This window comes from Kitasatospora sp. NPDC059817 (assembly GCF_042731835.1).
GTDB lineage: Bacteria > Actinomycetota > Actinomycetes > Streptomycetales > Streptomycetaceae > Kitasatospora.
Map to the genome: position 1 here is coordinate 47,854 of NZ_JBHWIR010000018.1, position 21,150 is coordinate 69,003.

Sequence of the window (21,150 nt, forward strand, 5' to 3'; positions counted from 1 at the left end):
CGACGGGGCGACGTGAAGTGATGCGGCAGCCGGAACGGCCAGCATGCCCCGATGCCGATTTCTCCCAAGGTCGTCAGGGCTGACGGTAGGCGCGGACAAGCAGGGTGTCTGCAGCGCGTGTACTCGGCACGGTGGGAGGGAGCCGGTCGACACTGATCTTCGTGAACCCCGCCTCGTCCAACAGCTTCGTCCAGACGGTCTCCTGGAGAACCCAGCGGCGCATGGTTGCCGGGGCGCCGTCCGGGGTGCGGGCCGGAACGTCGGCGTGCTGGACGTCCGGTTCAGCGGGGGCTCCACCGAGGTAGTGGCCCAAGGTGGAGGCGGCCAGCAGTCCGCCGGGTCGCAGGGCGCGGGCAGCGGCCGGGAGCAGCTGGCGAGGGTCGGCGAAGTCGAGGCTGCCGAACACCGAGTAGAGCACGTCGTACTCGTCTGGATGCGCCTCCAGGTGCGCGGTCGCGCCGGCGCGCACCGTGCGCAGGCGCGGTACGAGGTGGCCGTAGAGGTCGCAGGCCATCGCGTGCTGGGCGGGGGAGGCGTCGATCGCGTCGACCCGCGCCGGAGAGCGGTGGGCGACGAGGTGCGCGGCATGACGGGCGGCACCCGCGCCGAGGTCCGCCACGACGAGGCCGGTGATGTCCCCCAGCACCTCGGTTTCAGGCCCGCCGTCCTGGGCCCAGACCCAGTGGAAGGCGCCGGGGACGGTCCGGTTGGTGTCAGCGCGGGTGCGGCCGTAGTGATGCCAGAGGTCCGGCACACCGGAGTGGGCGGGTGAGGTGGTCGTCACTCGGGTCATCCTCGCGTCCGGCGTGCGCCGGCGCAGGGGTTTGGGTGAACTCCACTCTTCCGGGTCGCGGTGGCCCCGGACTGAGCTCGGAGCCACCGCAACTGTCCGGTCAGTGCGAGTCGTTGCCGGGGTGGCAGGGGCTGCACTTGGAGGCATCCGCCCACAGCGGCAGGTCCACGTCCCAGCCGTCTGCTGCTATGAGCTGGGCGGTGCGCAGCACGGTGCCGTCGTCCTTGTACTCGACGGCTGGCACGTGGTGCAGGAAGTGGCCGTCGTTGTGCTTCTGGCACAGCTCGGCGTAGGCGACGGTGTCCAGGATGATCGTGTGGACGCCGATGTCCACCAGCGAGCTGGGGCCGAGGCCCAGGTGTTCGCTGCGGTGGGCCATCGCGGTCAGCAGGTAGGCGTAGCCCTGGCCGAGGACGCGGGCGGCCATGACGGTGTCGTAGGGGTAGTCGCGCATCAGGAGGCCGATCTGCTTGTCCCACAGGTCGGCGGGGATGTGGTCGCGCACGTTCCGGAGCGGGCCGACGATCGGGTCGGTGGGTGCAACTGCGGTTGCCATGGTTCCTCCGACTGTTGTTGGGGCACCTGGTGGCGCCGGGAGCTGCCCGGCGGCTCTGTGAAATCTACGGACCAATTCTCGTAGTGCTCAAGGAAGTTGCGGAGAATTGCGGATGCCTCACCCCAGCGTGTCGATCGCGGCGGTGATCAGTGCACGGGTGTACACCTGGCCTACCGCCCGGGTGTCCCCCTGACGGCCGCGGTCTGGCGCGCGGGGGTTCGGGAGGCCTGAGCGGCTGGAACTGTCGCCATATGGGCTATGACCTGCGGTGATGCCGTTCGGCGGAGCCAGATCGCCACGCGATCGCCGCACCTCGGCCAGCCGTCACGCATCACGTCGCTCGAACAAAGCAAACCGCCCCGGCCTTCTCGGCCGGGGCGGTTCTCTCATCTGCTCGAACTGACCGTTAGCGCCACGGGGGAGCGACGGGCAGCCCGGGCTGCTCGGGATGGCGATTAGGCCGCGTAGAACAGGGCCGTGGCTTCCTGGATCTCCAGGACGGCAGCAGCGAAGTCCTCGGGACCGCCGCCCCACGGGTCGGTGATGCCCGAGCCGAGGATCCTCACCGGCTGGTCGGAGTCAGCGGTGGCTTCGACCGCGAGCGCCGTTTCGTCGTCGACCGCGATCACGTCGTCAGCCCAGCCGAGCAGCCCCTCGTCCAGGAGCTGGCCCCGGTGGCCGGTCAGGTCGTAGCCGAAGGCGGAAGCGGCCTCGATCATCAGCGGGTGCGCGGGCTTGCCCACGTGCCAGTTGCGGGTGCCCGCCGAGCGCACGTCCAGCGCGCCCCCGGACCGCTCCGCGATGATCAGGGCGGCGATCGGGGAACGGCAGTGGTTCCCCTTGCAGACCACCAGTACCCGCCTTCGCCTACTCACCGGGGTTCACTCGCTCGATCTCGAACGTGATCACGCCGAGGGCTTCCTTCTCCGGCGGGAAGATCGCGTGGATCGCCCGCAACTGCTCGGCCTCGGTCGCGTGCGGGTTGACCGCCTTCACGTCCTCGGTGCCGAACATCTCCTTGAAGGTCCTGTACGTGCCGATGCGCTTCACCTTGGTCAGGCACTCCTCGCCACGACAGGTGAAGTTGAGCAGGTCCCCGACCCTGATTCGCTTCATCGACGCGTAGGCGACCCGGACTTCGACGGTCTTGGAGCCGTCGGTGATCAGGTCGAAGTACTGCTTGTAGATCTGGATGTTGCGGGGACGGCCATGCGCCTGGGATTGGTTCCTGGCAGGCTGGCGGGTGGTCATCAGGGCTTCCAATGCGGTCGTGGTGTAGGACCGGAAGAAGTGCCTCGGGCTGCTGAGCATCAGCTCACCGGCACCCGTGAGCGCTTCGACGTAGTCCGCTTGCGTGCCGGGCCAGGCGCCCGGGTCGAGCAGCCATTCCGCGGTGCTGCCTCCCGTCGCGTCTCCGGCTTCGGCAGCCGCGCGAAGGAGGCTCTTGGAGAGCTTCCCGCCGTCGCTGCCGAGGATCTGAGGGGTGAAGACGCGCAGCGGCACCGGAGCGGCCGGCGCCCCGATCGCGACGTGGGCGCCGTCCACCAGCTGGCAGCCGAACGCCCAGTCGCCGCCCTTCACCATCACGTGCAACGTGCCGTCGTCGGGGCGGTAGGACCGTTCCTTGACCACGTTGCGGTACAGGGTGGAGAGGTCCAGGTACCCGCCGCCGAGCGGCGTAACGTCCGCCTCGTAGCGGCCGTGCTCGTGGCACATCGCTTCGAACAGTGCCCCCGAGTCGTCCAACTCCAGCAGCCGCGTGTGGTCGGCGTACTTCTGGGCCCACCCGCACACCGGACACGGCAGCCGGATGTGTGCCGTACCGCTGGCCGGAGCCAGCCAGAACCGGATCTGATCCAGGAACTCCAGCGTCCGCAGGAACTCGGCCCGGAACTCCGGGCCCGCCTGCTGCTCGGTGTAGCTGCTGACCCTGTACTCCACGCCCGTGCGGCTGGTCATCGCGTCCAGAAGAGGGGCGTAGTACTCGGCGACCAGGGCGCGGATGCCGTGATCACCGAGCTGGTGGTGGTAGGTGAGCTGGTACATCCGGCCGCCATCGGTGATCGTCTCCGCCGGGGCGTTGTCCAGAGCCACGAAGTCCACGGCCGTATCGACCCCGAACTCATCGCGGGCCCGCTCGGCGACCAGGAACGACAGGCTCTGCACCAGGTGCGTGCCGATGTGCGGACGCCCGTTGAGCTGCGTCCCCACGGTGAACTCGATCCGCTCCGTCCCGGCCTCCAGGAGGCGGGGACGGAGCACGTCCAGGGCATCGTCAACGGCGTTGGCCAGCACGGTGTTCGGCGACCTGAGAAGGTCGATGGTGTTCAAGTGGTGCCTCCGCTCTGCTCATGAACCGGCTGCGGCCGGCTCAGTGCTGGTGTCGGTGGCGCATGGGCTCGGCATGCAGGGTCCTGAACCGCTCCACAACGGCGCTCACGGCATCCGGCGCTTCCGGGGTGTTGGGCGGCTCGGCGGACGTCGAGGACTTGCCCGCCTCGGTCGGCGGGGGAAGGGCGACCGCGTCATTCACCGGAGCCCCCAGCGCGACACCGGGGACACCCACACCCCGGCGGCAGCGGGTACCGCACCGGCCGGGACTCCGACTGTGCCACCCGGTACTCGTTCAGGATCACGGTCATCTTCTGCGGACTGGCACGTTCCCTGCTCCGGTGCGAACCGGCGGACCTCACAGCAGCGGACATACCTGGCTCCCTCTCCTTCGCCGATGCGTAGGGGCGTGGAGTAGACCGTACGAACCTCGGCCAGCGGCACTCAACAAAGTTGCTCATAGTTGCTGGAACCCGTCTGAGCGAGCTTCGGTGCCGTCGAACGCTTGACCTTGGGGTGGTCGTAGGGCGAAGGTCGGAGATGACATGCGGCCGGATCGCGGGGGGAGCAACATGCGGCAACACAGCAGCGACGGCGACGACTTGACCGCTACGTTCTTCTGCACGGACCCCAATTCTCAGGGCGGCGTCGAGTGCGAGACGTTCTATGAGACCGACCGTGACTCATGGATCGTGCAACTCAAGAAGCGCGGGCCGAAGGTTCGGGATCAGCTCGCCGCCCTTGCCGACGACGAGACGTTCGGGGAGATGTCCGGGCGGACCATGGATGTGTTCGTGCGGAAGTACGTCAGGGAGCGTTATGGAATTGATCTCGGCAGCACGCCGAATTGAGCTGCTGTTCGGTGAGCCCGTCCAAGAGGTCCGAAAGCTTGAGCTACGGGACTTCTATGAGGTGGATCGCCCATTGTTCGAGGCGTGGCGCTCAGGCGACCGTGGGACGGTCGAGGAGACGATGCGTGGGAATCGTGCGTTCCTGGCCGGGAAGGCCGCTGCCGGATCCCCTTACCGGCGTGTACGGGTCGTCTCCGAACCCCTCTCGGACTACCAGCGGATGGCGGTCGAGCTGGCCGACCCCACGGAACGTCTTCGGTGGCTTCCCCGCCGTCTCGTGTCGGCGCTGCCCTTGCCGGGGAACGACTGCCTGATCCGGGATGACCTGGTGGTCTTCAACCTCATCGGGGGAGACAACCAACAGACCGACATCCAGCTCTCGACCGATCCGGACGTGATCCGGTTCTGCAACGAGGCGTTCGAGCAGGCATGGTCGCTCGGCGTCCCCAATGGCGAGTACAAGCCGTAGCGACATGTCCGACCAGGAACCATCCGAGTCCGCAAGGCGCGCTTTCGGGACTCAGCTCAAAGAACTCCGTCGGGATGCCCATCTCTCGGGTGTCGAGCTCGCGCAGTGCTGTGGCTGGCACAAGACCAAGGTGTCGAAGATCGAGCACGGGACGCAGATCCCGACCGAGGAAGACATCCGACGATGGGCAACGGCCTGTGCCGTCGAGGGGCAGACTCCCGAACTCATCGCGATGAGTCGTGAGATCGAGCAGATGTGGACCGACTACAAGCGATGGCACCGACCGGGGATGAAGCGTCTCCAGTTCCAAGCCATGGACTTGTACGCGAAGACCAAGCTGCTCCGGGTGTATGAGTCGCTGTTCGTCCCCGGTTTCCTACAGACGGTCGAGTACGCCAAGGCGCAGTTCACCATCCATGCCAAGCTGCACGGCCTGCCGTTGGATGACGTGGAGGAAGCGGCACAGAACCGCGTGGTCCGGAAGCGGTTCCTCGGCACCGGGGCGCCGATATTCTCGTTCCTCCTGGAAGCCTCAGCGCTAACTAACAATACGGGTGGTGCTGAGGTGATGAACAGGCAACTTGACCACCTCCTGGAAGTGTCCAGGCTCCCGTACGTGTCCATCGGGATCATCCCGCAAGGTCGGCCACGGTCGCTCTACCCTGGCGAGGGCTTCTACCTGTTCGACGAGAGCTTGCTCAAGCAGGAGTTCTGGTCGGGGGCGTTCCAGACGTCCAGGCCCGAGAACATCTCGTACTTCGTCCGCGTGTTCGCCGCTCTGCGGGACCAAGCGGTGTTCGGTACTGCGGCCCGAAACGAGATCGAAGCGGCCCGTGGCCGTCTTCAAGGGGCCTGAGAGCGCCACCCCTGGGGCATCGTCAGAGTCGGCCTGTACGCCAGGTTCATGTCGCCCCCGTCGAGCACCGGCTCGACGGGGGCGATGTGCGTTCCCTTCAGGGGTTGGTGGTGAGGTGGTCGAACTCGCCGGCCTTGGCGCCCTGGAGGAAGGCGGCGAACTTGAGGTGGGCGGTGCGGACGATGACCGCACCTTCGTCGGACTCGCGAAGTTCGATCACCCCATCAGCGGCCCGCACCTCAACGCATGCGTTGCTGGAGCCGGAATAGCTGGACTTCTGCCATGCAGGGCTACTCATGATTGCCCTCTATCTCCTTCTTGATGGATCGGATGAAGTCTCGCGAGTCATCTTCGGAGAGAGCCACAGACGCCATCCTGTCGAGGATCTCGCGGTAACTTGCCAGGTCCGAGGGTGCGTCGAAGAGCGGACACCCGAAGCTGATGTCGATCTGCACGGTGTCCAGCTCAGGCACCGGGCCCGCGATATGGACGAAGTTCTCGCTGGGGCCAGGCAGCGATTCGATCTTAAACGGCACGACTCGGACCGAGATGCCGGGGCTCTCGGAATGCTCGATGAGGGCGCCGAGTTGCTCGGCGAGCGCCGCCGGTCCGCTGAACTGCATGCGGAGTGCGGCTTCGTGGATGAACGCGGTGTAGGGCGTGACGCCGTCCCGTGCGACCTGCTGCCTCCGCAAGCGGAAGGCCAAGCGGAGGTCGACATCGGGCTGCGGCAGTGGCGGGATCGCGCGAGCGAAGACCGAAGCGGCGTAGGCCGGGGTCTGGAGCAGCCCGGGTAGGAAGGTGATCGAGTAGGTGGAGATCCGGCAGGCGTGGGCCTCGATCGCCGCCACATCGAGCAGGTCGGTCGTCAGCCTCGGGCTGTACTCCTCCCACCAGCCAGTCTCTCGCTCCCGGGTCATGTCAGCGAGTGAGGCGATCAGGGGCTCGTTGGCGCACGCGCAGACCGCCGCGATCTCACGTAGACGTTCCTCGCTGACGGCCGACTTCCCGTTCTCCATCTGACTCACCAAGGCAGCAGTCACCCCAAGCAGACGGGCAAGGTGGCTGCCGCCGAAGCCGGCTTGCTCTCTCATCCTCCGCAGTTCGGCGCCGAGGCGTCGCTGACGGAGGGTGGGGACTCGAAGGGCCATGGCGTCCTCTCAGCTGGTGCAGAGGCCAGTGTGCCGCGCCGGTCGCCGGTGGATCCATCCGGGCTCGGCGGCGCTTGTCGCCCGTGAGGAGGAACCTCCTCCCATTCGACTTTAATTAAAGAGTCGATGCGCTATCGTCATTCTCAGCTCGATCCGACGGATCGTCAGTAATGGCTGTGTTCAGGGCAGTAGGCGCCTTCTGCCCGCGCGCCGCAGAGCAGCCGGCCCCATCCTGGCCTGGCTCACGGCGACGTATCCGTCGTCTCCCCTTACTCCCACACCACAGCCTCCCGGAGGTTCCCGTGTGCACCCGTAACACCCCCTCGCTCACCCTCTCCCGCCAGGCCCTGCGGGACGCCATGACCCGCAGCGGCTGGGACGCCGACGCCGTCTTCAACGCCGAACTCGCCCTCTGCGAGCTCATCGTCAACGCCTGGCGGCACGGCGACACCCCCGCGCCCGTCGTCTGGTTCTCCATCCTCGACCGCACCCTCCGTGTCACCGTCTCCGACGAGAGCGACGCCCTCCCGCAGCCGCGCACGCCCGCCGACCTCGCCGAGACCGGTCGGGGCCTCCAGCTCGTGGACGGCCTCACCCACCGCTGGGGCGTCGACCCGCAGAAGCGCGGCAAAACCATCTGGTACGAGCTGGACTCCCGCGCGTGACCCGCGACCCCATCGTGCCGGAGGACCCCCGGATGCGCGACTACACCAAGCCCCAAATCATGTCTTTCCTGGGGGAGTTGCATAGGCGCGGCCTGCCGCACGGGCTCCTCTGGGGGTCCGCCTCGACGGGCGGGACCACCATCGACGGACGCATCCTGATCGACTTCGGGAACGCGCCGGTCAGCACTCTGCTCAACCTCCTCCGCCTGCTCCGCGACCTGGACGATGACGACGAGGAGCGGCACCGGTGAAGTTCTTCGTCGGCGCGATCCTCCTCGCCCTCGCCATCACCACCGTCGCCCTCGGCGTCCTCGCCACCCTCAAGATGCCCCACCCCGACGACCGCGACGACCAGCACTGAACCGCGCGAAGGCCCTCGCCCACCCGGGCGAGGGCCTCGCGGGCGCCCGCTCAGCGTCAGTCCGCTTGAAGCTCCTTCACCACCTGCTCCGCCAACACGCGGGCGCCCTGAAGGCGAGGGTCCTTGGGACGCGCGTACGGCCCGAGGATCTTCGCCGCGACGAACAAGGTCATCAGCTTGCCGTCCCGGCTCGCGAAGTCGCCGCTCCGCTCGACACGGACACGATCAGCCAGCGCAGGCACGGCAAGCGACGCCGCCCACAGCGTGGCAGCGTCCAGACCACGCGGGGCCATACCCCAGTCTTCCCAGTCGAAGACGCAGAACTCGGGCGCCGTCACGTTCGCCCAGTTCAGATCCGCATGCGCCGGACACCACTCGCTCACCGTGGCGTCGATGCCCGGGAACACCTGATGGATCGTCCGAGTCACCAGCTCCTGGGTGATCGTCTCCGTGTCCGGCGTGGCGATCCGATTCGTCCGCTGCCTCGCGAGCGCATCGAGAGAGGCGTTCAGCTCCGGCCACCAGCTGGGCGGCAGGTCGGGACCCTCGGTCACAACTGCGGACCCCGCTGGGGCGGATGGCAGTAGTTCGGCTTCATCGGCCCGCCACATCACTGGCTCGACCTCATCCCGCCAGGCGATGCCGGCCAGCCACGCGGGCTTCGCAATCCCTCGCAGGGCCTCAGCGGAGGGGGTGCCGTCCCAGCCCTGGGCACCGATTCGATCGAGCCCTCGCCGCTCGATGCGTACCCACGTGCCACGCGCCGTGCCGGCTCCCACGGATCGGCGTTTGCGGACCACTGTCGCCCTGTCGAGTTGCGTGCCCAAGGCCGTCTCGACACGTACCAGCACCTCGTCCACCGGTGCCCGGCGCAGATCCGTCATGGGACAACGGTAACGATGCTCAGCGGAGTTGGGAGTCGCTCCAAACGGGACGCTGTTGGTCAATCATTCGCCAGCGGCGTCCCCCCAGGGCGAGCGTCTTGCGGTTGCACGTGTGCAGGCCGGGGCTGGGCCGGCCCGACTTCCTGCGCGTTCAGGTGCTTTCTACGCGCCAGCCGGATGGACAGTGACCATGTTGCGGCGTTTGGTGGCGCAGGCGCCGATCACTCCGCGCCCAACGACCTCCGCAGGAAGTCCAGTTCGTGCCGGAGCAGGTGCTCCACCACCGCCTCGTCGGTCGGCCGGTGGCCGGTGGCGCGTAGCGGTAGGACCTCGTGCGGGCGTCCGGCGGTGAGGAGGGCGTGGGAGAGCCGCAGGGTGTGCGCGGGGAGGACGTTGTCGTCGGCGAGGCCCTGGATCAGCAGGAGCGGGCGGCGCAGCTCCGGGGCCCCGGCGATCAGGGAGCCGTCGTCATAGTGCGCGGGGTGTTCGTCGGGGTGGCCGAGGAAGCGCTCCTGCCAGTGGGTGTCGTAGAGCCGCCAGTCGGTGGGGGCGGCCCCGGCGGAGGCGGCGTGGAAGACGTCCGGGCGGCGCAGGACGGCGAGGGCGGCGAGGTAGCCGCCGTAGGACCAGCCGCGGATGCCGACCCGGTCGAGGTCGAGCAGTCCGGGCCGCAGCCGGGCGGCCTCGTGCAGGCCCTCGACCTGGTCCGCCAGGGCGGGGCCGGCCTTGTCGCCGTAGATCGTCTTGTCCCACTGCGGTCCGCGCCCGGGGGTGCCACGGCCGTCGACGACCAGCACCGCGAAGCCCTGGTCGGCGAACCACTGGGAGACCCGGCCCCACCACGCGCCGCTGCTGGTGACCTTGTGCATCCCGGGCCCGCCGTACGGGTCGAGCAGGACGGGCAGTGGGGTGCCGCCGGGGCGGTGGCCGGTGGGCAGGAAGAGCGCGGCGCGCAGCTCGCGGGGGCCGAGGCGGAGCAGTTCGGGGCGTGCGGCGAGGACGGGCGGCTGCGCGTACGAGGTCACCGGGTGCGCCGTGCGGTCGCCGCGGTGGACGGTGGTGCGGCCGGCCGGGAAGCCCTCGGAGCGGGTGGTGACGACGAGGGTGCCGCCGCGCCGGGCGCCGGTGTGGACGCCGGGGCCGCTGCTCAGCCGCCGGATGCCGCGGCCCGGTTCGTAGTGCCAGAGGTGGGTCTCGGTGGGGTCCTCCAGGGCGGTGAACAGGACCTGTTCGCCGTCCGTGCCGAGCACCTCCCACAGCTGTAGTCCGGGCGGGGTGACGGGCTCGCCGTCGACGGTGAGGTGCCGGGTGTCGCCGAGGTCGGCGGTGTCGACCAGGGCGCCGCCGGCGGTGCGCGCGGGCAGGCCGGGGAGGAGTTCGACCCAGTGCTCGTCGCGGCGCTCGGCGAGCACCCGGGTGGCGCCGTCGGGCCCGATCGCCAGGGTGCGGACGGTGCGCTGGTCGCGGCTCTGCACGGCGGCGTACGGGCCGTGGGCGTCCCAGCCGGCGGCGGTGAGGTACTCGAACGCGGTGCGGTCCCAGCGGACCTCGGTGCGGGTGCCGTCGAGGCCGAGCAGCAGGAGCGAGACCTCGGCGTTGGCGGTGCCGGCCAGCGGGTAGCGGATCACGCGGGGCGGGCGCTGCGGGTCGGTCGGGTCGGCGAGGTGCACGCGGTGGACGGGGCGCTCGTCGACGCGGGTGACGAGCAGCGCGGTGCCGTCGGGGGACCACCAGTGGCCGCGGGTGCGGTACATCTCCGCGGCGGCGACGTACTCGGCGACGCCGTACGCGACGTCCCCGGCCTCGGGCTCGGCGAGCGCCCGGTCGTCCGTGGTGCCCCCGTCGTCCGTGCCGTCCGTGTCGTTCGTGCCGTTGACGGTGACCACGCGCAGGGCGCCGTCGCCGGTGTAGGCGATCCGGCGGCCGGTCGGGTCGAGCCGCGGGTCGTGGACGCCGGTGGCGGTGGGGACGGCGCGGACGGTGCCGTCGGCGGTGTCGGCGAGCCAGAGGGCGCCGTCGAGCGCGAAGGCGGCGAGCCGGCCGGTGGCGCCGGTGCTGTAACCGGTGATGCCGTCGGTGGAGGGGCCGGCGCCCAACGCGGCCGGGTCGGCGATCAGCCGTTCCCGGCCGGTGGCGGTGTCGAGCGCCCAGAGGCAGGCCAGCGGGTCGGTGTCGCCGCGGCTGCGCAGGAACAGGACGGCGGCGCCGTCGGCGGTGATGCCCGGGTGGGTGGGGGCGCCCAGGGTGAAGCGCCGGGTGCGGGCGAGTTGGCGCGGTAACGGGTCGGTCGTCATGCCGGGCACCATAGGCACGGCCGGAGCGGCGCTGTCGAGCGAAAAACGGCCGGGGGGGGGGGGGGCGCGGGGGGGGGCCCCCCCGCGGCCCCGCCGCGGGCGCGGGCGGGGGGGGGGGGGGGGGGCGCGGGAGGCGCTCGCGCGGAGGCGGTGTGGCGGGGTCTCTCCCGCACACCCCCGGCGGGGGGCCCGCGCGCACCGCTCTCGCGGGCGGGGGCCCCGGCTCGGGCGGGCGCGAGCGTCAGTGGACGTCGCCCATGAGCGTGACGACCCGCTTGCGGTACGTCGCCAGCGCGATGCCGGCGACGATCGCCATGGCGCCCTGGACCGCGAAGTACCAGGTGCTGCCGACCACCTTGTCGCCCAGCACCAGCTGGAAGATGGCGGCCACGCAGTCGCCGGCGGTGACGGCGAGGAACCAGACGCCGACCATCTGGCTGGCGTACTTGGTGGGGGCCAGCTTGGTGGTGACGGACAGGCCGACGGGGGAGAGGGTGAGCTCGCCGACGGTCTGGACCAGGTAGACCATGGCCAGCCACAGCGGGGTGACCTTGGCGTCGCCGGAGGCGGCGCCCATCGCCGCCATCATGACCAGGAAGGAGGCGCCGATCATCAGCAGACCGAAGGCGAACTTCATGGTGGTGCTGGGGTTCTTCGACCGGCGGGCCAGGGAGACCCAGAGCCAGGCGAAGACCGGGGCCAGCGCCATGATGTACAGCGGGTTGAGCGACTGGAACCAGCTGGACGGGAAGTTGATCCCGAACAGCGTGGAGGCGGTGTGCTCCTTGGCGAAGACGTTCAGCGTCGAGCCGGACTGGTCGTAGATCATCCAGAACACGGCGGCGGCGACGAAGAACCAGATGTAGCCGCTCATCTTGGACTGCTCGTCCGCGCTGAGGTCCTTGTCGCGCTTCACCTTGGCGAACACGAAGACCGGGATCGCCAGGCCGGCGATGGACAGCGGCCAGACCGCCCAGTCGATGGTGAAGTGGCCGGTGGAGACGACGATGCCGTAGAAGACGACCGCCGCGGCCAGCCAGATGCCGGCCTTGCGGAAGATCTTGCGCTTCTCGTCCGCGCCGATCGGCGAGGTCACGATGTCGCTGGTGGGGCTCAGGTGGCGGGTGCCCAGCAGGAACTGGACCAGGCCGAGCGCCATGCCGATGCCGGCCAGGGCGAAGCCCAGGTGCCAGTCGACCTTCTGGCCGACGGTGCCGACCACCAGCGGGGCGAAGAAGGCCCCGAGGTTGACGCCCATGTAGAAGATCGTGAAGCCGCCGTCGCGGCGTGGGTCGTTCGGGCCGTCGTAGAGGTGGCCGACCATCGTGGAGATGTTGGCCTTGAGCAGGCCCGAGCCCACCGCGATGCAGACCAGACCGGCGAAGAACGCGCCGGTGAACGGCACGGCCAGCAGGAAGTGGCCGGCCATGATGATCGTGCCGCCGATCGCGACCGTCTTGCGGGCGCCGAGGAAGCGGTCGGCGATCCAGCCGCCCGGGAGGGCCAGCAGGTAGACCATGGCCGTGTAGACGCTGTACACGGCGCCGGCGGTCGCCAGCTTCATGCCGAGGCCGCCGTCCGTGACGGAGGCGGTCATGTAGAGCACCAGCAGGGCGCGCATGCCGTAGTAGCTGAAGCGCTCCCACATCTCGCTCAGGAAGAGCGTGGCGAGCCCTCGGGGGTGACCGAGGAAGGTCTTGCCGCTGGGCGAGGCCGGGGTGAGGCCGGCTTCCAGGGTGGTAGACGCCATGAGTAGGGGTTCCTTGCCTGACAGCGTCCGCCAAGGGGGGTGGCGGCGGACGTGGACGGAACCACTCTACGTGGCGATATTTAGCGTTATCGGATGACAAAAGCCACGAATCAGGTATGGGAATGGCAAAGTCCGTGACAGATCTGCCCGATCTATCGATGGTAGACGGGCAAATTTCCCTTCAATTTCAAGATTGAAGGCCGGATTCTTCACCGAACGGGCGGTCTGCGACGGCGTGTTGGGCCTGAAGGGGCCCTTGTGTAACGATCACGCTCTGTGAACTACCTCACAAGGCAGTCCGCCATACCCGGGCGGACTACCATCACCACATGACCTGTGTGCTGCTCGCCGAGGACGATCCGGCGATCTCCGAACCGCTCGCCCGAGCCCTGCGACGTGAGGGCTATGAGGTGCTCGTCCGCGAGGACGGTCCGACCGCACTGGCCGCGGGCCTGACCGAGGAGGTCGACCTCGTCGTCCTCGACCTCGGCCTGCCCGAGATGGACGGCCTGGAGGTCTGCCGCCGCCTGCGCGCCGACGGCAAGAGCTGCCCCGTCCTGGTGCTCACCGCCCGCGCGGACGAGGTGGACACCGTGGTCGGCCTCGACGCCGGTGCCGACGACTACGTGACCAAGCCCTTCCGCCTGGCCGAACTGCTCGCCCGCGTCCGCGCCCTGCTCCGGCGCGGCAACGTCGACCAGCTCACCACCGGCGCGCACGGGGTGAAGATCGACATCGAGTCCCACCGCGCCTGGCTCGGCGAGGAGGAGCTCACCCTCTCCGCCAAGGAGTTCGAGCTGCTGCGCGTCCTCGTCCGGGACGCCGGCCGGGTGGTCACCCGCGAGGAGATCATGCGGCAGGTCTGGGACACCACCTGGTGGACCTCCACCAAGACCCTGGACATGCACATCTCCTGGCTCCGCAAGAAGCTCGGCGACGACGCGGCGAACCCGCGCTACATCGCCACCGTGCGCGGAGTGGGGTTCCGGTTCGAGAAGAATTAGCCCCGTACGGAGATCGCGGCCGGGAGTCGGCCGACGAAGCGGAGCACCTCGGGGAGCGGCAGCGTGAAACGCCGGATGATCAACTCGCTGCTGGGCGTCGTCCTGGTGGTGGTCGTGGTGTTCTGCGTGCCGCTCGCCCTGGTCGAGAAGCGCACCATCGTCAACTCGGCCCAGGACCGGGTGGACGCGGCCGCCGTCCGGGTGCTCGCCCTGGTCGAGAACCGGCTCTCCGCGGGTGAGTCGGTCACCGGCCGGGCCTTCGACAACCAGGTCACCGAGGGCAGCTACGTCGAGGTGCAGATCCCCGGCCAGGACGTCGTCTCCAGCGGCGAACGCCTGGCCGGCGGCCACCTGCTGAAGGCCGTCGAACGCGGCAACAGCGGCGAGGTCGTCACCGTCGAGCAGTCCCGCGCGGACGTCGACCACGAGATCGCCAACATGCTGCTGCTGCTCGGCGTGGTCGCCCTGCTGGCCGTCCAGGCCGCCGTGGCGCTCGCCGTCTGGCAGGCCAAACGGCTCGCCCGGCCGCTCACCGACCTGGCCGAGACCGCCGAACGGCTCGGCTCCGGCGACCCGCGCCCCCGCGACCGCCGCTACGGGGTGCCCGAACTCGACCGGGTCGCCGAGGTGCTGGACACCAGCGCCGAGCGGATCGCCCGGATGCTCACCGCCGAACGCCGGCTCGCCGCCGACGCCTCGCACCAGCTGCGCACCCCGCTCACCGCGCTCTCCATGCGGCTGGAGGAGATCACCGCCCTCGCCGAGGAACCGGAGACCGTCAAGGAGGAGGCGACCATCGCCCTCCAGCAGGTCGAACGGCTCACCGACGTCGTCCAGCGGCTGCTCACCACCCAGCGCGACCCGCGCAGCCCCACCGCGGTGGCCTTCGACCTGGACGAGGTGATCAAGCAGCAGGTCGAGGAGTGGGGCCCGTCGCTGCGCGAGACCGGCCGGGTGCTGTCCCTGGAGGGCCTGCACGGGGTCACCGCCGTCGGCACCCCGGGCACCGTCGCCCAGGTGCTGGCCACCCTGATCGAGAACTCGCTGATGCACGGCGCCGGGACGATCACCCTGCGGGTCCGGCCCTCCGGCACCTCGGTGGTGGTCGAGGTGCAGGACCAGGGCGCCGGCGTGCCGCCGGACCTCGGGAACCGGGTGTTCGAACGCGCCGTCAGCGGCCGCAACTCCACCGGCATCGGCCTGGCCGTCGCCCGTGACCTCGCGGAGGCGGACGGGGGCCGGCTCGAACTGCTCTCGCTGAAGCCCGCGGTGTTCGCGCTCTTCCTCGGCCGCAGCCACGCGGACTGAGCCGGGGGCGGGTACGGCCGGGGGTACGGCCGTCCAGGGCGGACGGCCGGTCGGCTATTCGGCCTTGGCGTAGCGGATCTGCTCGGCGGCCAGCATCAGCTCGGCCTGGGCGGCCAGCTCCTGGCCGCTGGTGCCGCTGGTGCCGCTCGCGTCCTGCACGACAGGCTCGGGCAGTGCCTTGAACACCCAGGTCCGGTACGAGAAGAAGCGGAACACGGTGGCCACCGCGAGGCCGGCCACCTTGGCGCCCAGCTGCTCGTAGTGCGAGTCGAGGCCGAGCACGTACACCGAGAAGCCGAGCACGCCGGTCTCGATCAGCATGCCGATGCCGCTGTACACGAGGAACAGCGTGATCTCCCGCTTGCGCGAGGCGGCGTCGCGGTCCCGGTACAGCCAGTAGCGGTAGCCCAGGTAGTTGGTGGCGATGGCGATCAGCGTCGCCGCGATGTTGGACCGCAGCGAGGCCAGGCCCAGTCCGTTGAGGCACACCCAGAACACGGCGAAGTTGACCACCACGCCGCTCAGGCCGACCAGGCCGAACTTCACCACTTCGCCTGACAGCCCCCGCAGTTTCTGCGAGAGCGAAGGGCTCGAAGCTGCGGACGTCGCCATACCGGGCTGCCTCCATGTGCCTGCGGGTCGAAGAGCGGATCGCGTGGACGCGTCCACCCCTTGAGCCCTGCGTGCACGCACATGATCGGACTGCGCAGACCAGGACCTAGCCGTCCAGGCTACCCGCTTCCACCGAACGGCTCAGCCCCCAGGGCTCCGGGTTGACTGGGACGCCCAGCCCACCCCAGCGGTTCCACCACCCCCGACCGGCCCGGATATCCTGGCGGGGTGACTTCCCCGGGCAATGTGAATTTTCCAGTGGTGGGCATGATCGGCGGCGGGCAGTTGGCCCGCATGGCACACCAGGCGGGCATCCCGCTCGGGGTCAGGTTCAAACTCCTCGCCGACACGCCCCAGGACTCCGCCGCACAGGTGGTCTCCGACGTCGTCCTCGGCGACTACCGCGACCTCGACACGCTGCGCCGCTTCGCGGCCGGCTGCGACGTGATCACCTTCGACCACGAGCACGTCCCCACCGAGCACCTGCGGGCCCTGGAAGCCGACGGCATCGCCGTCCGGCCCGGCCCGGACGCGCTGGTCAACGCCCAGGACAAGGGCGTCATGCGGGCCAAGCTCGACTCCATCGGCGTGCCCTGCCCCCGCCACCGGATCGTCGCCGACCCGGCCGACGTCACCGCCTTCGCGAACGAGGGCTCCGGCTACCCGGTCGTGCTGAAGACCGTCCGCGGCGGCTACGACGGCAAGGGCGTCTGGGTCGTCGACGGCGAGGAGGACGCGCAGGCGCCGTTCCTGGCCGGCGTCCAGGTGCTCGCCGAGGAGAAGGTCGACTTCGTCCGCGAACTCGCCGCCAACGTCGTCCGCTCGCCCAGCGGCCAGGCCGTCGCCTACCCGGTGGTGGAGAGCGTCCAGGAGAACGGCGTCTGCGCCGAGGTCACCGCCCCCGCGCCGGACCTCGACCCGGCCCTCTCCGACGAGGCCCAGCAGCTGGCCCTGCGCATCGCCGGCGACCTCGGCATCACCGGCCACCTCGCCGTCGAACTGTTCCAGACCAGGGACGGCCGGATCCTCGTCAACGAACTCGCCATGCGCCCCCACAACTCCGGGCACTGGACCCAGGACGGCGCCGTCACCTCGCAGTTCGAGAACCACCTGCGGGCCGTCCTCGACCTCCCGCTCGGCGACCCCCGGCCGCGCGCCAAGTGGACCGTCATGGTCAACGTCCTCGGCGGCGACTACCCGGACATGTACCACGCCTTCCTGCACTGCATGGCCCGCGACCCCGGCCTGCGGATCCACATGTACGGGAAGGACGTGAAGCCCGGCCGCAAGGTCGGCCACGTCAACGTCTTCGGGGACGACCTCGACGACGTCCGCGAGCGCGCCCGCCACGCGGCCGCCTACCTGCGAGGAACGATCACCGAATGACCTCCTCCCCTTCGAGCCCGCTCGTCGGCATCGTCATGGGCTCGGACTCCGACTGGCCCGTCATGGAGGCCGCCGCCCAGGCCCTCGACGAGTTCGAGATCCCCTACGAGGTCGACGTCGTCTCGGCGCACCGGATGCCCCGCGAGATGGTCGCGTACGGCGAGAACGCCCACCGGCGCGGCCTCAAGGCGATCATCGCCGGCGCCGGCGGCGCCGCCCACCTGCCGGGCATGCTCGCCTCCGTCACCCCGCTGCCCGTCATCGGCGTGCCGGTGCCGCTGCGCTACCTGGACGGCATGGACAGCCTGCTGTCCATCGTCCAGATGCCGGCCGGCGTCCCGGTCGCGACCGTCTCGGTGGCCGGCGCGCGCAACGCCGGCCTGCTCGCCGTGCGGATGCTGGCCGCGTTCGACCCCGAACTGACCGAGCGGATGACCGACTTCCAGGCCGAACTGAACAACCAGGCCACCGAGAAGGGCAAGAAGCTCCGCGCCAAGGTGGCCGGATCCTCCTCCTTCGGCTTCGGCAAGTAACCCCGGCGGCGGGTGGGGTAGAACAGCCGGTATGACTACCGAGCTGGACTCCCCCACCCCGCTGGACCGCGCCCGGGCCCTGCTGCGCACCGCCCCCGTGGTCGACGGCCACAACGACCTCCCGTGGGCGATGCGCGAGCAGGCCGGGTACGACCTCGGCGCGGTCGACCTCGCCGCCGACCAGAGCGACCGTCTGCACACCGACCTCGCCCGCCTCGCGGAGGGCGGGGTCGGCGCGCAGTTCTGGTCCGTCTACGTGCCGACCCGGCTGGCCGGCGACCACGCGGTGAGCGCCACCCTGGAACAGATCGACTTCGTCCACGCCCTGGTCGAGCGCTACCCCGACCGGCTCCGGCTCGCCCGCACCGCCGACGACATGGAAGCCGCCCGCGCCGAAGGCCGGATCGCCTCCCTGATGGGCGCCGAGGGCGGCCACTCCATCGACTGCTCGCTCGCCACCCTGCGGGCTCTCCACGAGCTCGGCGTGCGCTACCTGACGCTCACCCACAACGACAACGTGCCGTGGGCCGACTCCGCCACCGACAAGCCGGTGGCCGGCGGGCTGACCCGCTTCGGCGAGGAGGTCGTCCGGGAGATGAACCGGCTCGGCATGCTCGTCGACCTCTCGCACGTCTCCGCCGACACCATGCGCGACGCCCTGCGGGTCACCGAGGCCCCGGTCGTCTTCTCGCACTCCTCCGCCCGCGCCGTCTGCGACCACCCGCGCAACATCCCGGACGACGTGCTCGCCCAGCTGCCCGCCAACGGCGGCGTGGCGATGGCCACCTTCGTGCCCAAGTTCATCCTGCCCGCCGCCATCGAGTGGACCCTCGCCGCCGACGAGAACATGCGCGCCCACGGCTTCCACCCGCTCGACACCACCCCGCCCGCGATGGAGCGCCAGCGCGCCTTCGAGGCCGCCAACCCGCGCCCGATCGCCACCCCGGCCACCGTCGCCGACCACCTCGACCACCTGCGCGAGGTCGCCGGCATCGACCACATCGGCATCGGCGGCGACTTCGACGGCACCGCGTTCCTGCCCGACGGCCTGGGCTCGGTGGCCGGCTACCCCAACCTGATCGCCGAACTCCTGCGCCGGAACTGGTCCGAGGCCGACCTCGCCAAGCTCACCTGGCACAACGCCGTCCGCGTCCTGCGCGACGCCGAGTCCGTCGCCGCCGGGCTGCGGGCCGGCCGCCGCCCGTCCATCGCCACCATCGCGCAGCTGGACGGCGTAAAGGGCTGAGATCAGCCCAGCCGCGGGATCTCGATGGCCGGGCACCTGTCCATCACCATGGCGAGCCCGGCCGTCCTGGTCCGCGCGTACGCGGCCTCGTCGACCACACCCAGCTGGAACCAGACGGCCTTCGCCCCGGCCGCCACCGCCTGGTCGGCCACCTCCCCGGCCAGCGCGCTGTTCACGAACACGTCCACCACGTCGACCGGGAACGGGATCTCGGCGAGCGAGGCGTAGCCGGGCTCGCCGAGGACGGTCTCGGCCTTCGGGTGCACCGGCACGACGCGCTTGCCGTACCGCTGGAGCACCCCGGCCACCCCGTACGCGGCCCGGGCGGTGTTGCCGGACAGGCCCACCACGGCCCAGGTGTCGCCGGTGCCGGTGAGGATCTCGCGAACCGTCGCGTCGTCGCCGTAGCTCGTCATGCCGGTGCCAACGACGACCACGGGCGCCGGATTCCCGCAGGTGTCAGCTGGGGCGGCCGAGCGCGCGGTAGGTCCAGCCGGCGGCGCGCCAGGCGTCGGCGTCCAGGACGTTGCGGCCGTCGAGGAGGCGGCGTTCGGCGACCACGGCACCGAGGACGGCCGGGTCCAGCTCGCGGAACTCGGCCCACTCGGTGAGGTGCAGGACGACGTGGGCGCCCTCGGCGGCCTCCATGGCCGAGTCGGCGTAGGCGAGCGAGGGGAACATCTTGCGGGCGTTGTCGACGGCCTTCGGGTCGTAGACGGTGACCTGGGCGCCCTGCAGCTGGATCTGGGCGGCGACGTTGAGCGCGGGGGAGTCCCGGATGTCGTCCGAGTTGGGCTTGAACGCGGCGCCGAGGACGGCCACCCGGCGGCCCAGGAAGCCGCCGCCGCACTGCTCGCGGGCCAGCTCCACCATCCGGGAGCGGCGGCGCATGTTGATCGAGTCGACCTCGCGCAGGAAGGTCAGCGCCTGGTCGGCGCCGAGTTCGCCGGCCCGGGCCATGAACGCCCGGATGTCCTTGGGCAGGCAGCCGCCGCCGAAGCCCAGACCGGAGTTGAGGAACTTGCGGCCGATCCGCTCGTCGTGCCCGAGCGCGGTGGAGAGCAGCGTGACGTCGGCGCCGGCCGCCTCGCAGACCTCGGCCATCGCGTTGATGAAGGAGATCTTGGTGGCCAGGAAGGAGTTGGCGGCGGCCTTCACCAGCTCGGCGGTCGCGTAGTCGGTGACCAGGAACGGCACCCCGGCCGCGATCGGCTCGGCGTACACCTCGCGCAGCAGCCGCTCGGCGCGCTCGCTGTGGGCTCCGACGACGATCCGGTCCGGGCGCAGGGTGTCCTGGACGGCGAAGCCCTCGCGCAGGAACTCCGGGTTCCAGGCGAGTTCGGCGCCCGCGCCGACGGGTGCCAGCGCGGCCAGCCGCTCGGCGAGCCGGCTCGCCGAGCCGACCGGCACGGTGGACTTGCCGACCACCAGAACCGGGCGGGTCAGGTACGGGGCGAGGCCGTCGATCGCGGCGTCGACGTACGACATGTCGGCGGCGAACTCGCCCTTGCGCTGCGGGGTGTTGACGCAGACGAAGTGCACGTCGCCGAACTCCGCGGCCTCCTGGACGGAGCTGGTGAAGCGCAGCCGGCCGGTCGAACCCTCGTGCCCGGCGACGTGCTTGAGCAGCAGCTCGGACAGCCCCGGCTCGTACATCGGGACGCGGCCGGCGGTCAGCGTGGCGATCTTGTCGGGGTCGATGTCCAGGCCCAGCACCTCGAAGCCGAACTCGGCCATCGCGGCCGCGTGCGTGGCACCGAGGTAGCCGGTGCCGATCACGGAGATGCGGAGGGTCACGGGTTCCCCTTTGTGCGGACTCGACCTGTACGGGTGCCTCTGATGCTATCCGCCCCGACGGATCCGGCCTCGATCGCCCGTACGCCGGGGACGCTAGGCAGCCGCAGGTCGGAGCCCTAGGATCTCTACTGAACGGTAGTTAACTCCGGATTGACGTCGATCACTGGACGAGGCGGGCATCATGGCGGGCAGCGCAGGGGCGGCTGACTTCGATCTCTTCCGTATCTCCGAGGAGCACGAGATGCTCCGTGAGGCGGTGCGTTCGCTGGCCGAGGCGAAGATCGCTCCGTTCGCGGCGGAGGT

The 21,150-nt window shown here is 70.2% G+C and carries 22 protein-coding genes and 1 pseudogene; 11 read left to right on the forward strand and 12 right to left on the reverse strand.

Annotated features, from left to right (window positions below; all coding sequences use genetic code 11):
• Nucleotides 1-73 precede the first annotated feature (73 nt).
• The 4 genes from ACFV61_RS06740 to ACFV61_RS06755 all read right to left on the reverse strand — a co-directional run bounded on the left by ACFV61_RS06740 (nt 74) and on the right by ACFV61_RS06755 (nt 3,680).
• The gene (locus ACFV61_RS06740) at nt 74-793 is read right to left on the reverse strand and encodes a class I SAM-dependent methyltransferase (RefSeq protein WP_380490468.1); all 720 of its coding nucleotides are present in this window, start codon (nt 791-793) and stop codon (nt 74-76) included.
• Between the two features lie 100 nt (nt 794-893).
• The gene (locus tag ACFV61_RS06745; protein ID WP_380490470.1) at nt 894-1,349 is read right to left on the reverse strand and encodes a glycine-rich domain-containing protein; all 456 of its coding nucleotides are present in this window, start codon (nt 1,347-1,349) and stop codon (nt 894-896) included.
• A 455-nt stretch (nt 1,350-1,804) separates the two neighbouring features.
• Nucleotides 1,805-2,200, reverse strand: a complete 396-nt coding sequence (locus tag ACFV61_RS06750) for a low molecular weight phosphatase family protein (RefSeq protein WP_380485388.1) — start codon at nt 2,198-2,200, stop codon at nt 1,805-1,807.
• A 16-nt stretch (nt 2,201-2,216) separates the two neighbouring features.
• Nucleotides 2,217-3,680 carry an ASCH domain-containing protein gene (locus ACFV61_RS06755; protein WP_380490472.1) on the reverse strand — a complete coding sequence of 488 codons (1,464 nt, stop codon included), beginning with the start codon at nt 3,678-3,680 and terminating at the stop codon, nt 2,217-2,219.
• Nucleotides 3,681-4,252: 572 nt separating this feature from the next.
• Here ACFV61_RS06755 and ACFV61_RS06760 point away from each other — a divergent pair.
• Genes ACFV61_RS06760 through ACFV61_RS06770 form a run of 3 tightly spaced genes read left to right on the forward strand, consistent with a single transcriptional unit; the run spans nt 4,253 to nt 5,856 of the window.
• Entirely contained in the window at nt 4,253-4,531 is a 279-nt protein-coding gene (locus ACFV61_RS06760; RefSeq protein WP_380345485.1) for a hypothetical protein, read from the forward strand.
• The gene (locus ACFV61_RS06765) at nt 4,500-5,000 is read left to right on the forward strand and encodes a DUF6879 family protein (protein ID WP_380490474.1); all 501 of its coding nucleotides are present in this window, start codon (nt 4,500-4,502) and stop codon (nt 4,998-5,000) included. Before ACFV61_RS06760 ends, ACFV61_RS06765 begins: the two co-directional genes overlap by 32 nt.
• Before the next feature lie 4 nt (nt 5,001-5,004).
• Nucleotides 5,005-5,856, forward strand: a complete 852-nt coding sequence (locus ACFV61_RS06770; RefSeq protein WP_380345482.1) for a helix-turn-helix domain-containing protein — start codon at nt 5,005-5,007, stop codon at nt 5,854-5,856.
• A 97-nt stretch (nt 5,857-5,953) separates the two neighbouring features.
• Here ACFV61_RS06770 and ACFV61_RS06775 read toward each other — a convergent pair whose 3' ends face one another.
• On the reverse strand, nt 5,954-6,154 hold the full coding sequence (locus tag ACFV61_RS06775; protein WP_380345480.1) for a DUF397 domain-containing protein: 201 nt from the start codon (nt 6,152-6,154) through the stop codon (nt 5,954-5,956).
• Complete coding sequence (locus ACFV61_RS06780) at nt 6,147-7,007, reverse strand: helix-turn-helix domain-containing protein (RefSeq protein WP_380345478.1); 861 nt, start codon at nt 7,005-7,007, stop codon at nt 6,147-6,149. Before ACFV61_RS06780 ends, ACFV61_RS06775 begins: the two co-directional genes overlap by 8 nt.
• Before the next feature lie 302 nt (nt 7,008-7,309).
• On the opposite strand from ACFV61_RS06780, the gene ACFV61_RS06785 reads away from it, so the two are divergent.
• Nucleotides 7,310-7,672, forward strand: a complete 363-nt coding sequence (locus ACFV61_RS06785; RefSeq protein WP_363369146.1) for an ATP-binding protein — start codon at nt 7,310-7,312, stop codon at nt 7,670-7,672.
• A 32-nt stretch (nt 7,673-7,704) separates the two neighbouring features.
• Nucleotides 7,705-7,923 (forward strand): hypothetical protein, encoded by a 219-nt coding sequence (locus tag ACFV61_RS06790; RefSeq protein WP_380490476.1) that lies wholly within the window; start codon nt 7,705-7,707, stop codon nt 7,921-7,923.
• A gap of 166 nt (nt 7,924-8,089) precedes the next feature.
• Here ACFV61_RS06790 and ACFV61_RS06795 read toward each other — a convergent pair whose 3' ends face one another.
• The 3 genes from ACFV61_RS06795 to ACFV61_RS06805 all read right to left on the reverse strand — a co-directional run bounded on the left by ACFV61_RS06795 (nt 8,090) and on the right by ACFV61_RS06805 (nt 12,961).
• Nucleotides 8,090-8,917 (reverse strand): phosphotransferase, encoded by an 828-nt coding sequence (locus tag ACFV61_RS06795; RefSeq protein ID WP_380490478.1) that lies wholly within the window; start codon nt 8,915-8,917, stop codon nt 8,090-8,092.
• 221 nt (nt 8,918-9,138) lie between these two features.
• Nucleotides 9,139-11,211 carry a prolyl oligopeptidase family serine peptidase gene (locus ACFV61_RS06800; protein ID WP_380490480.1) on the reverse strand — a complete coding sequence of 691 codons (2,073 nt, stop codon included), beginning with the start codon at nt 11,209-11,211 and terminating at the stop codon, nt 9,139-9,141.
• Between the two features lie 241 nt (nt 11,212-11,452).
• Nucleotides 11,453-12,961: a peptide MFS transporter gene (locus tag ACFV61_RS06805; RefSeq protein WP_063349097.1), complete on the reverse strand. Its 1,509-nt coding sequence runs from the start codon at nt 12,959-12,961 to the stop codon at nt 11,453-11,455.
• A gap of 329 nt (nt 12,962-13,290) precedes the next feature.
• Between ACFV61_RS06805 and ACFV61_RS06810 the strand changes: the two genes are divergently transcribed.
• Both ACFV61_RS06810 and ACFV61_RS06815 read left to right on the forward strand, forming a co-directional pair.
• Nucleotides 13,291-13,965 carry a response regulator transcription factor gene (locus tag ACFV61_RS06810; RefSeq protein WP_030290974.1) on the forward strand — a complete coding sequence of 225 codons (675 nt, stop codon included), beginning with the start codon at nt 13,291-13,293 and terminating at the stop codon, nt 13,963-13,965.
• 63 nt (nt 13,966-14,028) lie between these two features.
• Complete coding sequence (locus tag ACFV61_RS06815) at nt 14,029-15,273, forward strand: ATP-binding protein (protein WP_063349098.1); 1,245 nt, start codon at nt 14,029-14,031, stop codon at nt 15,271-15,273.
• A 54-nt stretch (nt 15,274-15,327) separates the two neighbouring features.
• On the opposite strand, the gene ACFV61_RS06820 is transcribed toward ACFV61_RS06815, so the two are convergent.
• Entirely contained in the window at nt 15,328-15,885 is a 558-nt protein-coding gene (locus ACFV61_RS06820) for a GtrA family protein (RefSeq protein WP_380346326.1), read from the reverse strand.
• Between the two features lie 246 nt (nt 15,886-16,131).
• Here ACFV61_RS06820 and ACFV61_RS06825 point away from each other — a divergent pair, with 246 nt between their 5' ends.
• Genes ACFV61_RS06825 through ACFV61_RS06835 form a run of 3 tightly spaced genes read left to right on the forward strand, consistent with a single transcriptional unit; the run spans nt 16,132 to nt 19,050 of the window.
• The gene (locus ACFV61_RS06825) at nt 16,132-17,271 is read left to right on the forward strand and encodes a 5-(carboxyamino)imidazole ribonucleotide synthase (protein WP_380346324.1); all 1,140 of its coding nucleotides are present in this window, start codon (nt 16,132-16,134) and stop codon (nt 17,269-17,271) included.
• The gene (gene purE / locus ACFV61_RS06830; protein WP_063349101.1) at nt 17,268-17,804 is read left to right on the forward strand and encodes a 5-(carboxyamino)imidazole ribonucleotide mutase; all 537 of its coding nucleotides are present in this window, start codon (nt 17,268-17,270) and stop codon (nt 17,802-17,804) included. The genes ACFV61_RS06825 and purE overlap by 4 nt, the downstream gene beginning before the upstream one ends.
• Before the next feature lie 31 nt (nt 17,805-17,835).
• Entirely contained in the window at nt 17,836-19,050 is a 1,215-nt protein-coding gene (locus tag ACFV61_RS06835) for a dipeptidase (protein WP_063349102.1), read from the forward strand.
• Nucleotides 19,051-19,052: 2 nt separating this feature from the next.
• On the opposite strand, the gene ACFV61_RS06840 is transcribed toward ACFV61_RS06835, so the two are convergent.
• Together ACFV61_RS06840 and ACFV61_RS06845 are read right to left on the reverse strand one after the other, a co-directional pair.
• The gene (locus tag ACFV61_RS06840) at nt 19,053-19,466 is read right to left on the reverse strand and encodes a CoA-binding protein (RefSeq protein ID WP_380485416.1); all 414 of its coding nucleotides are present in this window, start codon (nt 19,464-19,466) and stop codon (nt 19,053-19,055) included.
• 43 nt (nt 19,467-19,509) lie between these two features.
• Entirely contained in the window at nt 19,510-20,847 is a 1,338-nt protein-coding gene (locus tag ACFV61_RS06845) for a UDP-glucose/GDP-mannose dehydrogenase family protein (protein WP_063349103.1), read from the reverse strand.
• Between the two features lie 181 nt (nt 20,848-21,028).
• On the opposite strand from ACFV61_RS06845, the pseudogene ACFV61_RS06850 reads away from it, so the two are divergent.
• A pseudogene (locus ACFV61_RS06850) lies at nt 21,029-21,150 on the forward strand (acyl-CoA dehydrogenase family protein); the annotation flags it as partial.